Annotated in this window: 10 protein-coding genes; 4 read left to right on the top strand and 6 right to left on the bottom strand. The window is 34.5% G+C overall.

Features of this window, described 5'->3' with window-relative positions; all coding sequences use genetic code 11:
* Positions 1 to 15: 15 nt before the first annotated feature.
* Positions 16 to 1,074: a DUF3810 domain-containing protein gene (locus Q0838_RS10010; RefSeq protein ID WP_298954313.1), complete on the bottom strand. Its 1,059-nt coding sequence runs from the start codon at positions 1,072 to 1,074 to the stop codon at positions 16 to 18.
* Positions 1,075 to 1,170: 96 nt separating this feature from the next.
* Between Q0838_RS10010 and Q0838_RS10005 the strand changes: the two genes are divergently transcribed.
* Complete coding sequence (locus Q0838_RS10005) at positions 1,171 to 2,343, top strand: GlmU family protein (RefSeq protein WP_298954310.1); 1,173 nt, start codon at positions 1,171 to 1,173, stop codon at positions 2,341 to 2,343.
* On the opposite strand, the gene Q0838_RS10000 is transcribed toward Q0838_RS10005, so the two are convergent.
* A complete protein-coding gene (locus Q0838_RS10000; protein WP_298954307.1) occupies positions 2,340 to 2,738 on the bottom strand; it encodes a hypothetical protein in 399 nt (132 codons plus the stop codon). The genes Q0838_RS10005 and Q0838_RS10000 overlap by 4 nt on opposite strands.
* A 103-nt stretch (positions 2,739 to 2,841) precedes the next feature.
* Between Q0838_RS10000 and Q0838_RS09995 the strand changes: the two genes are divergently transcribed.
* Positions 2,842 to 5,244 (top strand): zinc-dependent metalloprotease, encoded by a 2,403-nt coding sequence (locus Q0838_RS09995; RefSeq protein WP_298954305.1) that lies wholly within the window; start codon positions 2,842 to 2,844, stop codon positions 5,242 to 5,244.
* A gap of 199 nt (positions 5,245 to 5,443) precedes the next feature.
* A complete protein-coding gene (locus Q0838_RS09990; protein ID WP_298954303.1) occupies positions 5,444 to 6,496 on the top strand; it encodes an NAD(P)/FAD-dependent oxidoreductase in 1,053 nt (350 codons plus the stop codon).
* Positions 6,497 to 6,579: 83 nt separating this feature from the next.
* On the opposite strand, the gene Q0838_RS09985 is transcribed toward Q0838_RS09990, so the two are convergent.
* The 3 genes from Q0838_RS09985 to Q0838_RS09975 all read right to left on the bottom strand — a co-directional run bounded on the left by Q0838_RS09985 (position 6,580) and on the right by Q0838_RS09975 (position 9,960).
* The gene (locus tag Q0838_RS09985; RefSeq protein ID WP_298954300.1) at positions 6,580 to 8,424 is read right to left on the bottom strand and encodes a cystathionine beta-synthase; all 1,845 of its coding nucleotides are present in this window, start codon (positions 8,422 to 8,424) and stop codon (positions 6,580 to 6,582) included.
* 383 nt (positions 8,425 to 8,807) lie between these two features.
* A complete protein-coding gene (locus Q0838_RS09980) occupies positions 8,808 to 9,191 on the bottom strand; it encodes a DUF3037 domain-containing protein (RefSeq protein ID WP_298954298.1) in 384 nt (127 codons plus the stop codon).
* Entirely contained in the window at positions 9,181 to 9,960 is a 780-nt protein-coding gene (locus Q0838_RS09975) for a HipA family kinase (RefSeq protein WP_298954296.1), read from the bottom strand. Before Q0838_RS09975 ends, Q0838_RS09980 begins: the two co-directional genes overlap by 11 nt.
* Before the next feature lie 269 nt (positions 9,961 to 10,229).
* On the opposite strand from Q0838_RS09975, the gene Q0838_RS09970 reads away from it, so the two are divergent.
* Positions 10,230 to 12,194 (top strand): endonuclease, encoded by a 1,965-nt coding sequence (locus Q0838_RS09970; RefSeq protein ID WP_298954293.1) that lies wholly within the window; start codon positions 10,230 to 10,232, stop codon positions 12,192 to 12,194.
* A gap of 381 nt (positions 12,195 to 12,575) precedes the next feature.
* On the opposite strand, the gene Q0838_RS09965 is transcribed toward Q0838_RS09970, so the two are convergent.
* Positions 12,576 to 12,893 (bottom strand): hypothetical protein, encoded by a 318-nt coding sequence (locus Q0838_RS09965; RefSeq protein WP_298954290.1) that lies wholly within the window; start codon positions 12,891 to 12,893, stop codon positions 12,576 to 12,578.
* Positions 12,894 to 13,118 lie beyond the last annotated feature (225 nt).

Here is a 13,118-nt window from a genome sequence, read left to right as displayed (position 1 = left end):
TGGTGTAGTTTTGATTTACTTGTAATAATTAACTAACAAAGCCACCACATAGCTATAGGTTTTCATACCACCAGGTTGATTATTTGCTTTTAAATAAGTGTTGTAAGCAGCTTGTGAAACATGTTCTATAGTACCTTCATATGTTACCCAAAAATCTCGTAATTCTTTATAGTTTTTAAAGATACCGTCTTTTATTAATGGTCTTATTTCTTCATACTTTGTTGGATCACGGCGGTACAAGTCATTCATACAATAACGTAAAGCAAAAATACTCGCACTGTATTGAAAATAAAGGTCTTCATGATTCATACCGGCTATTATGGCTATAAAATTAGCCTCATTTTCCTTTGCAAAGCCTAACTGGTGTGACATTTCATGTAAGGTGAGAACAGGTGTTTTATAATTATTGATCCACGCATTAGTATGCGCCTCTCCAGTAATAGGGTTTAAATAGCCGCTATATCCCATATAAGAAAGTGGCATGGTAAGTAATGATTTTTTAATACTCGCATAACCATAATCTAGAGCTGGATATACATGATTTATCTTTTCAAAACCCTGTGGTGCGAGATCAAAAATTTCTGACTGTGAACGTGTAAATGCGACTGGTAAGGAATCTATTTCTTGTAATTGCTCGTGTAATTTATTAGAGGTGTAAACCAGTTGTTGCACCACAGTTTTCAGTTCTTCGGTAGTGTACTCGTTATTTAGTTCTAGTACTTTGTGTAAGGGCTCTCTGTAATAATTAAAACCCCACATGCAGTGAAATAACGCGATAATTATATTTAAGGAAAGGAATAGTTGTGTGTAACGCTTTCGCGAAAGCGAGATCAAATCCCTCTTACTTATCCACAACCATCTTATGATCATGATAATAGCAATGCTGTACACAAGATCACCAAAGGAGAACGGCAACCAGCCTAACCCAAATCTCATAGCTCGCGATAGATAAGGGTAGACACCTGTGCTGTATACAGATTCTACCACTGCAGGAAAGTACCGCAGGCTGTAATAAAATGCTATTTGTGCTAATAGTAGAAATAGGGCAAGAAGTAAGGATCTATTTTTATGCATAGGGCTAAGTTATTAATTAATGTAGAATAAGTAGGAATGGAAAATGGAAAATGAAAATAGTTTTACGACCTTTGAATTCTGAAAAGAATGACCATCATGAATTTTATCCTAGCAGACTTTAATAAACACCAAGCATTATTACCTTTTACTTATACGCGACCTACTTGCGAGATACGTTGCGGTATTATTACACTGCGTGAGAAATGGGAAAAACAACTAGGAGAGAGCGTGAGTTTCCAGACAGAGGACTATTTACAATCTAAGTATCCACTGGTAGAGACAGATGATAATGTGGTAATCGCAGGTAATGTGTTTGCAACTGCCTCTTTATGTAAAGCGATTAAGGCGTTAAAACCACAACAGAAATTACTCGCAGGTGATGCTATAATTGCTTATAGAGTTAAGGATTTACACACGCCTACTATAGAGTTAGAGCAGGTACTTTTCTTAGAAGAAGAGGTAGATGCTATTCAATTTACTTGGGATATATTTTCTAAGAATGGAAAAGCTCTAGAGGCAGATTATGACCTTATTACTCAAGGTAGAAAATCGCAATCTATACCAGCAACGGTTCAGTCTATAAATGAAGATCGTATTTTTATAGAAGAAGGTGCAAAATTACAGTTTGCTATCTTAAATGCTTCTACTGGTTCTATATATATAGGTAAAAATGCAGAGGTTATGGAAGGCTCTATCATACGTGGTGCATTTGCTTTATGTAACAATAGTGCAACAAAGTTAGGGACTAAAGTATACGGACCTACTACGGTAGGACCACATTCTAAAATAGGAGGCGAGGTAAGTAACTCTGTTATTTTTGGTTATTCTAATAAAGGACATGAAGGTTTCTTAGGCAACTCTGTTTTAGGAGAATGGTGTAATCTAGGAGCAGATACTAATACCAGCAACCTTAAAAACAACTATGCCGAAGTTAAACTATGGAATTATGAAACCAGTCGTTTTGCAAAAACAGGATTGCAGTTTTGTGGTCTCATGATGGGTGATCACTCTAAATGTGGTATCAACACCATGTTTAATACAGGTACGGTAATAGGTGTAAGTGCAAACATTTATGGAGCAGGTTATCCACGTAATTTTATACCGTCATTTAATTGGGGCGGCCCACAAGGAAATATGACTTATAAAACTAATAAAGCGTATGAGGTGGCAGATGTGGTTATGAAACGTCGCGGCTTATCGCTAGAGCAAGTAGACATCGATATTCTAAATCAAGTTTTTGAGAAAACTGCTCAGTATCGTAAAGATTAATTCACTCTAACATATCGCTCACCACAAGGTTCAATGCACAAGTGTGAAATTTCTATCGTATTTGCATCAATAAAAACGTATGTTCCTATACAATTTTCTACATCGATAGTTGTGGTCATTACGTCATAAGTACCGGTGCTTGTAGCTTGTGTCAAACTACCGAAGCAGAAACTTACATTACAATTTACCACACCTTGATCTGTAAAATTTAAACTTTTACCACTAGCTGGTTGAAAAGTACCGCTACCATCGCCTGGATCTGCAAGAGTTGCAGTTAGATTCCAGTTTCCTACTATACTTAACGGTATTATACTGTCATTACCATCATCATTATTGCAGGAGATAAAAGCTATTGCAATAGTTAAGATGATTAAAATTTTCTTCAAGTATTTCATGGCGGTTGAGTTTATAATAAGATGCAAATCCTAATAATAGGTTGCGTGGTTAGATTCATTTTTTATTTTTATGATTTATCTTTCTGACCTTAAATACCTATACATGAAAAGCACCTGTTATATTTTCTCTTTGTTTTTATTTGTTTCCGCTTTCGCGAAAGCGCAATCTACATCTAACACTCAACAATTTATAGGCTATTATAACTTTACTTATCAAGAAGATAAAGGTAGTATAATGCTAGAAGTCAAAGATCTAGATAAAGAGTTTCTATATGTACATTCTTTAACTAGTGGTCTAGGATCTAATGATATAGGACTGGATAGAGGTCAATTAGGTGGTGGCGTGGTAGTCAAATGGGTGAAGAGTGGTAATAAACTATTACTCATGCAACCCAATTTAAAATACCGTGCGAGTTCTTCTAATGTTGATGAAAAAGCATCTATTGAGCAGGCATTTGCAAGATCTGTATTATTTGGTTTTGAGATTAAGGAAACTAAAAATGGTTCTTATATCATTGATTTGACTCCGTTTTTAATGCAAGACGCTCATGGAGTAGTAAAACGTTTAAAAGATCGCAAACAAGGAAACTATAAGTTAGATAAATCTCGCAGTGCTTTATGGATGGAGAATACCAAGAGTTTTCCTAAAAATAGTGAGTTTGAAGCCATGCTCACTTTTACAGGCACACCTACAGGTCGCGATGTGATAAGTGTTGCACCAGATGCGAGTAGTATATCTGTGATTCAACACCATAGTTTTGTAAAATTACCTGATGCTGGTTATGAACCTAGAGAATTCCATACACGTAGTGGCTCTTTTTATACGAGTTATATGGATTACAGTACACCAGTTTTTGAACCTATACAGAAAAGATTTATTACCAGACATAGACTAGAAAAGAAAAACCCTAATGCAGCACAAAGTGAAGCTGTTGAGCCTATTGTTTATTATCTCGACCGTGGTACACCAGAACCTATACGTGCAGCATTATTAGAAGGTGCTGGCTGGTGGAATGAGGCTTTTAAAAGTGCTGGTTATATAGATGCTTTTCAGGTAAAAATGTTGCCAGAAAATGCAGATCCTATGGATTTGAGATATAACGTGATTCAGTGGGTACATCGCAGTACACGTGGCTGGAGTTATGGCGGTAGTATTACAGATCCACGTACAGGAGAAATTATTAAAGGTCATGTAAGTCTAGGTAGTTTAAGAATAAGGCAAGATTTTTTAATCGCACAAGGTTTACTTAAAGAACCTTTTAAGAATAGTGATGATAATTATAAACCTATGATGGAAATGGCGCTGGCTAGAATAAGACAGTTAGGCGCTCATGAAGTAGGGCATACACTGGGTTTTGCACATAATTTTGCCGCAAGTGTAAATGGTCGCGCTAGTGTTATGGATTATCCACATCCTAAATACAACATCGTAAATGGTGAGATAGCACTAGATGATGCCTATGGAGTAGGTACGGGAAGTTGGGATAACCTTATAGTTCAATATTCTTATGGAAACCCTAATGATAAACAATCTGAGGCAGCTTATTTAAAATCAATTTTAAAAAAGGCTGATGTTGCAGGTTTAAAATTCATATCTGACAGGGACGCAAGAGCTACCGGTGGCGCAAGTGCGAGTGGCCATTTATGGGATAATGGCTCTAACCCTAGTGTAGAGTTGGATCATATATTAAAAGTACGTGAAATCGCGATGAATCAATTTTCTATTCATAACATAAAGTCAGGCGAACCTCTAAGCGTTTTAGAAGATGTTTTTGTGCCTGTTTATTTTGCACACCGCTATCAAGTAGAAGCAGCGGTCAAATTAATAGGTGGAGTAGAGTATGGGTATTTAACTAAGGAAGATTCACAAGATTTTAAAGCAGTAGATTTTGCACTACAACGTCAGGCTCTACAAAGTATCTTGAGAAGTATAGAACCGGAAAAATTAAAGATACCAAGTTCTGTTCTTCAGTTATTTGCACCACGAGCTTATGGATATGGAAGAACTAGAGAAAGCTTTAAGTCTGAAACTGGCGTTACCTTTGACGCACTTAATGCTGCGGCTACTAGCATAGATATGACTTTTGATTTATTGTTCCATCCACAACGTATGAATAGAATTGCTACTCAAAATTCTATTCATAAAGAAAGTAATCTCACCAACTCTGAACTATTATACTTAGAAACTATTATGAACCTTGTGACAGATAACGTATTTAAAGATTCAAGTAATGACGATTCTTATGAAGTAGCCATTGCTCATAGAAGTCAAGAATTGCTTTTAAACCATTTGATTAATCTTATAGCGAGTACACGGACTAATATAGAAGTAAAAGCTGCGGCAAGAAATGAGTTGAATTCTATTGAAAAAGAGTTAAATAAGCGTGATATTTTTGAAAATCAACTACTTTCTCAAATTAAGAATTTCAATACGCATCCAGAATTATTTAAAGTAAAGCAATTACCTAGCATTCCAGATGGTAGTCCTATTGGTTTTGATTACTAGAGTATTGTGGTTAAAATGCGCTTTTTGAACCGATCTTTTAGAAATATTAATCCATTCAATAGGATGGTTATTTATTATTGATTATTCATCTATTTATACTTGTTGTTATCAATTTATTATTTAATATACTTAAAATGTTTATTTAATTAGGGTATCATCAAAGGATTCTTAATTTTACAACAATTTTTATAAAATTGTAATGAACAGCAAGAGGTTAGAATATGTGATAATAGGTGGTGCACAAGCAGGTCTAGCTATGGCTTATCATTTAAAAAAAATGAATAAGAATTTTATAGTTCTAGATGGAGAAAATGAAATAGGTGCTTCTTGGTTAAATAGATGGGACTCTTTAAAACTATTTACTCCTACAGAATATAATCACTTACCAGGACTGGACTTTGACGCTCCTAAAAATCATTATCCCTCAAAATTTGAAGTAGCCAACTATTTTAAAAATTACGTAGATACATTTGAAATTCCTGTTCAGTTAAACACGCTAGTCACTTCTGTAAAAAAGAAGGAAAAAACTTTTTGTGTAGAACATAAAGATGGTGTTATTGAAACTAAAAACGTTATCGTAGCAACTGGTCCTTTTCATATACCGTACACACCACCATGTCATACAAAGACTGCAGACAGTATATTGCAAATGCACAGTAACTATTACAAAGGAATCGATCAATTACAAGATGGTGACGCGCTGGTAGTGGGTGGAGGAGATTCTGGTTATCAAATTCTAAATGAATTATCTAAAGACGGTACGCGCAAGGTTTATTTTTCTGGCGATACGACCGTAAAATCTTTACCGCAAAATTTCTTAGGTAAAACGCTATGGTGGTGGTTTACTAAAATAGGTTTTTTAAGCTATAACAAATACAGCTGGATAGGGAAGAAGATCAATTCTTCTACGCAACCAGTTATAGGTACTGACGTAAAGGGTATTCTAGCTAGAGAGAACGTTTTTCCTGTAGGGAGAACAAAAGATGCTTTAAAGGAACAGATCTTTTTTGAATCTAAAAACGTTTCTACCATTAAAAATATAATCTGGGCAACAGGTTACCGCCCTAACTTTTCATGGGTGGAAGGTCTAGAACTCGATGCAGCTAATTATCCTAAAAACTATAGAGGTGTCAGTAATATAGAAGGACTTTATTTTATGGGTTTGCCATGGATGTACACTCGTGGGTCTGCAACACTAGGTGGAGTTTCTAAAGATGCTAGCTATCTAGCAGGTATCATCTCTAAAAAGTGATAAATAATCTTCTTATTGATAAAAAATAGAAACGCCGCTTCATATAAAAAGAAGCGGCGTTTTAAGTTTAAAATTAAAATCTCTTAAATAGATGCTACAAATTTAGAAAACACTTTCTTATGTAACTCCAGATCTAGGTTAGGAGATAGAGATGCACGTACGATGTAATCTTTATCACCTTCTTTAGTCGTTCCCTGTGTAGATGTTGCTGGTATAGTCCAGTAACAGCCTTTTAGCTGTCCATAACTCACACAAAATTTACTTTCATCAGGAATCTCTGTAATCATTAAGTTAATCAACTTAAGGTTTAATTCCCTTTTATAAGCTTCTTTCTCTTCAGCATTAGCGCCTTTTGTAGGTAGATCTAGTGAAAATACAGAAGGAGTAAACCCTTGTTGTGCTAGTTCTTCTGATACAAAATTGATTTTTGCACCAGGTAAAGTCTCGTGGATATAATTTACAAATACGCGAGTATTTTTATACGCATCTGTAATTCTTTGATTCATGGACGGCAGTTGCTCTGCAAGTATTTCATATTGAAGATCTGTAGCTTCATTATCACAAATACCTAAGTGCAATTCTATTTTTTCCATTAATGCCGTAGTTTTCTTGTTTCCTACACAGTAACCAGCCGTACAACGACCACCACTAGGGAATTTAGAACCACTAGCAAAAGATATAGTTCGCACACCTGATAACATATCGTCCTCACCTAAAAAGTGAACATTAGGACAGAATGTTTGATCAAGAATAAATACAGGATCTATCGCAAGATCTCCGTGAGGTGTTTTACGCTCTTTAGTTAATACCTCTTTTAATTGAATTAGGTCTGGTACCTCAACTCTAGGGTTAGTAGGTATTTCGGCAATAATGTAAGGTATGGAGTCTTCTTGAGCAATCTGATTTAAAACGGTATCGATACTTTGCACCATATCATTATCACCATCTACTAGTAAATCGACAATATCTACATTATCAATACATGCCGCGACTCTTCTTGCCTGGTCATTAGTACCACCATAACAGTTAGGAGGCACGACTATTTTAATAGCTTTTCCTTTATGTTTTTCTTTGGCATCGTTAATAAGCCCCATCATGATAGCATACTGTATGGACAGTCCACTAGAACCTACAAGTGGTGTGGTACTCGATTTTGTAATCTCTTTAATAGAGTTTAAAACGCTTTCCTTATCACGTACTACATTAGTTTTCTCTTCTTTAAAAGCAGTTTGCGACACAAGAGATTGTAAAGCTATAACAGAGTTTGCAGGTGTCATGGCTATTGTTTCTCTTCTACGCACATGTTGTATGTCTGCAACATAACTCTCATTCTCCTGACCATTTATAACCAGTACACTACCTAACTTACCGTGTAGACTTATATAAAAATCTATGTTTTCATGCAGCTCTATGGCACCTATTTGTTCTTCATTCTTGATAAAGATCGTACTACCGTCAAAGGCAGGAACATCTTTAATAGAATCTACCTTTTTCAACTCAAACTGGTATCCATAAACTCGTTCTATTGTTTGCGCGTCAAAAGAGTCTGGTAGCGTACCGGTATAGATAATTTGGGTATTCTTATGATCAAAATGATTTTTTCTCAACACCGATAGGACAGGTACTGTCTTTGAGGAAAAGCTAATTACGTTCTCAGATTTAAGACCATCTAATTGTGCAATTGCCCATTCTAGAACACAGGATAAAGGATGCCCTAATCTTATGTAATCATAAGCTGTAGGTAATATTTCTAGTGCAGACTTCTCTGAATTATTATCATTGTATAAAGCTTCAAATTGCTCTAGAAACTGAGTTTTTGCAAGCTCTTCATTATAAATATCTAGTCTATGTGTTGTAATATCCACCCAACCAGATGGCATATTTTCTAAAACGTCTTTAATATAATCTAGCATTTTATTCTTTTCCATAATTTTACCATATTAATGGTCAATAATATACATTAATTTAAATTTTAAGTATCCAGTGCCTAAGCATTAAAATACTTATCATTACTCATTTTGATAGCTATTTGTTTTACAAAGGGAAGCTAAATTATCTTAGTTACCCAGCGAGGACTTTTAAACTTTTCCTAATGTTTATTTTATCTAATCATTATTAGCCTTAAATACTGGTTTAAATCATTGACTTATAGAGTCGTATTTAACCTTAGACATAACTGTCTTTTCTCATCCTACTGGTCTCTTAGTTGGTTTTAGATTCGCTTTCGCGAAAGCGGAACTCATAACAACCTTTTTTATTAAACTAAATCTAATCCAGTAGGGTAGTAGTATCATTTACCTAACGATATGATCTAGAGAACCTGTGTATTAAACAACTCTTCTAGTGTCTGTTGTGGATCTTCACACAGTCCAGAGTGTGTATTTGAGCTTTGGATTATCGTACTTCTACAAGCGGTTAACCATCTAAAACGGTCAGATAATTCCATGGCGCCTATTTTACCACCAGCAGGCGAGCCATCGCATACTTTTATCCAAGCATTTAGATAACTCTCAAACGTTTCTAATTCTACATCAGGAGAAAAAGCCTTTAATTTATCTGGATTTATGTAATATTTCATACCCACAAATTTCTTGCGTTTACAAAATAAAATAACACCTACATTAATAAATTCTTCTCGTTCTACTTTAGGTACGATTCTTATCGTAGCATACTCAAATGTGTATTTATCTTGCATCTTGAGCTTCTTTAATAAGTAAATCTATCTTAGACAGTCGCGTGTTTAAAAACAGGTTATACGCATCTCTTATCTGGTCGCTAGTCATTGCGTCAGACTCATTTAAAAGCCAGTCTTCTGGTATGTTAGAGACTACTTCATTAATTATTTCTGGAGTGAAAAGCCGTGTAATTTCTTTAGAAACCTCTTCTAATAGGCTAGCTTTTTCTAAAAGCACATGATCTTTTATCAAAGGAAATGTTCTGGTTAAATGATTTTCCCAAGTTTTCCAGTCGTGATGAAAATAAAAACTAGCACCGTTATCAACAATCCACAATTCCTTATTCCACTGCAATAGATTTGTATTCTTTGCGGTTCTATCGATGTTGCTTATAATGCTGTCCAGTAGAACGACTTTAGAAGCAGTTAAAGAATCTACCTCACTAACTAGTGGATCATAGGTTATAGAACCGGTTAAGAAATGAAGTCCTAGGTTTAAACCCACGCTAAATTTTAGTAAATCCTGTATCTCTTCATCTGGCTCTGTTTTACTAAAAGAGTCGTCTAGATTCATGAAAACTATTTCAGGAACATGTAAACCTAGTATTCGAGCCAGTTCACCACCTATAAACTCTGATATGAGTGCTTTTTTACCTTGTCCAGCGCCTCTAAACTTAATTACGTAAAGAAAACCATCGTCTGCTTTTACAATAGCAGGTAGTGAGCCGCCTTCTCTTAAAGGCTGTACATATTGCACCACATTTACGGTACGAATATCAATTTTATTCATAGAAATCAAAATTACTAAATTTAAAAGTGCTTATTCTTATAAACTTTAAAAGAACACATTTCATTTGATAAATAAATAAGATTTAATCTTAACATAATTTAATAGTATAAATTATCAAATAATTGCGCATACTACTTTCATCTGGTTCTAACAGTGGTAACAGCAGGTTTAGTTTATTTACTTATGTGAAGTAATAGTAAAAATCTCTTAACTATTTAATATCATTGGGTCTAGAGCGATAATAGTATTTTTGCAAAAAAATTAAAAAAATGAAACAAATATACTTTTTACTATTTGCTGTTCTCGCTTTCGCGAAAGCGGAATCACAAGTATTCATTAACGAATTAGATGCAGATACTCCTAGTACGAACGATAAACAATTTGTTGAATTAAAATCTGACGTTCCATTCTATCAATTAGATGGTTTTGTTTTAGTTTTTTTTAATGGTTCTGGAAGTTCAAGTACCGGTATGGGCCGCAGTTATTATACGGTAGATCTCGATGGGCTAGTTACAGATGATAACGGTTTAGTAGTTTTAGGTAGTTCTCTAGTCTCACCAGTTCCAGATCGCTATATTGCAGAAAGTAATATACAACTAGGCGCAGATGCTGTTGCCATCTACAGAGGTGACGATACTGACTGGCCAGACAGAACGTTTCCATCTCAAGTAAATCTAGTAGATGCATTAATTTATGACACTGATGATCCAGATAATACAGCATTGATGACATTTTTAGGTATTCCCGTTCAATATAATGAAAATGAAAACGGTAATAAAACGACAGAATCTGTACAACGTAAAACAGATGGAACCTATGAAACTAAAAGTCCTACACCACACTCATTAAACGATTCTACAACACCTACTTATAATGGTGTTAGTTTCACAACTAGTAAAAACGAGCTTTCAGAACCAGATACATTTGACATTACCTTCACATTAACCCAGGCACCTACTTCAGATTTCACTCTAGGTTTTACCTTTAATAACCGAGGGTTTGATGCTAATGACTATACAGGTGCCTCCTCATTTACTATTATAGCTGGCCAGACTAGTACAACTCTTAGTTTTACCATTGTAGACGATGCGATAGATGAAGGTGATGAGTTTTTACGTATAAACTTAGATGATAATTTACCAACAGGTTTTAAGAGATTAAAAGATTTTGAAGAACTGGTAGTTATCGATAACGATTTTCAAGTAGCAGCATACGGGACTCCACTAGCTCCTACCTATGGCATCGTTGCTAGTACTGCACCTAGTGATTATTATAATAGTTTAAATAATCTAGCATCTCCACAATTAGAAACAGCAATTACGGCGCTTATTTCTGAAGAAAATGTAGTACGCATACACACGTATAATGATGTGACAGAAATATTAAAGAAAGCTGATGCTTCTCCTTTAAATTCTAACAACGTATGGTTGATGTATACGGAGCAAGAACGCAGAGTAATCGATTTTCAAACCGGTAGTACAAATACAGGTAAATGGAATAGAGAACATATCTGGTCTAGGTCTAGAGGACCGTTTTCATCAATTGAATATGACGAGATAAAAGATGGCATGTCTGTATGGACAGAAACTAATGCAGATAGTTTGAGGCATGGTAATAGTGATGCTCATCATTTAAGAGCAACAGACGGACCAGAAAATAGTTCTAGAGGTAACAATGATTTCCCAGAATACAATGGACCTATAGGTTCTCAAGGTAGCTGGCATGGTGATGTCGCTCGTGCATTATTTTATATGGATTTAAGATACAATAATCTTGCTATCGCAAGTGGTAACCCTGCAAATAGTACTAGAGGTCTAATAGGTGACCTAACCACATTAATAGAATGGCACAGAAATGATCCACCAGATGATTTTGAAATGAATCGCAATAATGTGATTTTTACATGGCAAAACAATAGAAACCCTTTTATTGATAATCCAGAACTAGTAGAACTAATTTATGGAACTGACATAGGTCAAAATTTCACACTCTCTGAAGAGTCTGATGCATTATCTAAGATTGTTATAACACCTAATCCTTCAAATAAACATTTTACTATCTCAAATGTTAATGAACCTATTGATATCGCTATTTATGACACCTTTGGTAGAACAATAAGGACTGTAAGTATTACAAATTCTAGTAGAATAAACCACAATTTAACAACTGGTATATACCTGGTAAAATTATTTAAAGGTCGTGGTTCTAAGGTTGTAAAGTTAGTGGTAAGATAAGGTCGCTTTTTTAGTACTTCCTTTTATTAATTACGGGCCACAATTAGTAACTAAATTTTAAATCTCAATGTACTTAGTTTCATTGAGATTTTTTTTATTAATAGCTAATTGATCGTGATGATATATTTTAAACTGTTGTAAGGCATTATTACATAATTTAAGAATAACATGTCGCATACTTTTGGTAAGAAGGTAGAATGTATTGCAATTGGGCCAGATAAATTAAGGAATAGCTTTTCTGTTTAACTGTGGACTATGCCTTATGTATTTTGTTTTATTTTTCTGGTTCACTAGTATTTGAAAATATAAGATTGCTTTCTAGATGTTCTACGTTTTATGGGAAGCAATAATTTCCTGTTTGCTATATAGTGTTGTAAATAGTTATTTAATATAACTCTTATTTTCAATACTTTCAGATTTCCATCTTAAATCAATAATCCATTTTCCATATTTTGAACATTCTAAGGTTAAAACATCTCCAATACTGATTTTATCATATGTTTCTCTTCCTACATGGTAGACATCTAGAAATTCGTTTTTATCAAAAACTAATCGATACGTGTATGTATTGCTATTAGAATTTAAAAACTCTTTTTTGTCTTTGATTGCGATCTCAATGATTACTTTTTTTCTATGAATTAAATCATTTAAGATGCTATTTGAGCTAAATAGTAATCCAACTACATTGAGTGTACTCAAAAGGACAACAAGTCCAAAGATGACAAGAAATATTACTAATGGAAATATAAATGGAGAAGAATTACTGTTGTAAACTACATATAAAATGACTCCAAATATAAAGCCGAAAAACAAGCTGATTAAAATAGATTGAGTTATACGCTTAGGTTCTGTTTAATTTGATTTTGATAAACTGGTTTAGCTTCTACCATTCTGGTAATTGTTTTATGAAAAATACTGTTCTTG

Origin of the sequence: uncultured Nonlabens sp. (genome assembly GCF_947495285.1) — a bacterium.
In the GTDB taxonomy this organism is placed as follows: domain Bacteria; phylum Bacteroidota; class Bacteroidia; order Flavobacteriales; family Flavobacteriaceae; genus Nonlabens.
The sequence above is the reverse complement of the archived record's forward strand: the minus strand, read 5'-3'. Positions and strand labels throughout refer to the sequence as shown.

Excerpts from the sequence above, each read along its gene's own strand:
- Q0838_RS09975 (WP_298954296.1), bottom strand. The coding sequence starts at position 9,960 with ATGAATAAAATTGATATTCGTACCGTAAATGTGGTGCAATATGTACAG.
- Q0838_RS09990 (WP_298954303.1), top strand. The coding sequence starts at position 5,444 with ATGAACAGCAAGAGGTTAGAATATGTGATAATAGGTGGTGCACAAGCA.
- Q0838_RS09980 (WP_298954298.1), bottom strand. The coding sequence starts at position 9,191 with ATGCAAGATAAATACACATTTGAGTATGCTACGATAAGAATCGTACCT.
- Q0838_RS09995 (WP_298954305.1), top strand. The coding sequence starts at position 2,842 with ATGAAAAGCACCTGTTATATTTTCTCTTTGTTTTTATTTGTTTCCGCT.
- Q0838_RS10010 (WP_298954313.1), bottom strand. The coding sequence starts at position 1,074 with ATGCATAAAAATAGATCCTTACTTCTTGCCCTATTTCTACTATTAGCA.
- Q0838_RS09985 (WP_298954300.1), bottom strand. The coding sequence starts at position 8,424 with ATGGAAAAGAATAAAATGCTAGATTATATTAAAGACGTTTTAGAAAAT.
- Q0838_RS10000 (WP_298954307.1), bottom strand. The coding sequence starts at position 2,738 with ATGAAATACTTGAAGAAAATTTTAATCATCTTAACTATTGCAATAGCT.
- Q0838_RS10005 (WP_298954310.1), top strand. The coding sequence starts at position 1,171 with ATGAATTTTATCCTAGCAGACTTTAATAAACACCAAGCATTATTACCT.
- Q0838_RS09970 (WP_298954293.1), top strand. The coding sequence starts at position 10,230 with ATGAAACAAATATACTTTTTACTATTTGCTGTTCTCGCTTTCGCGAAA.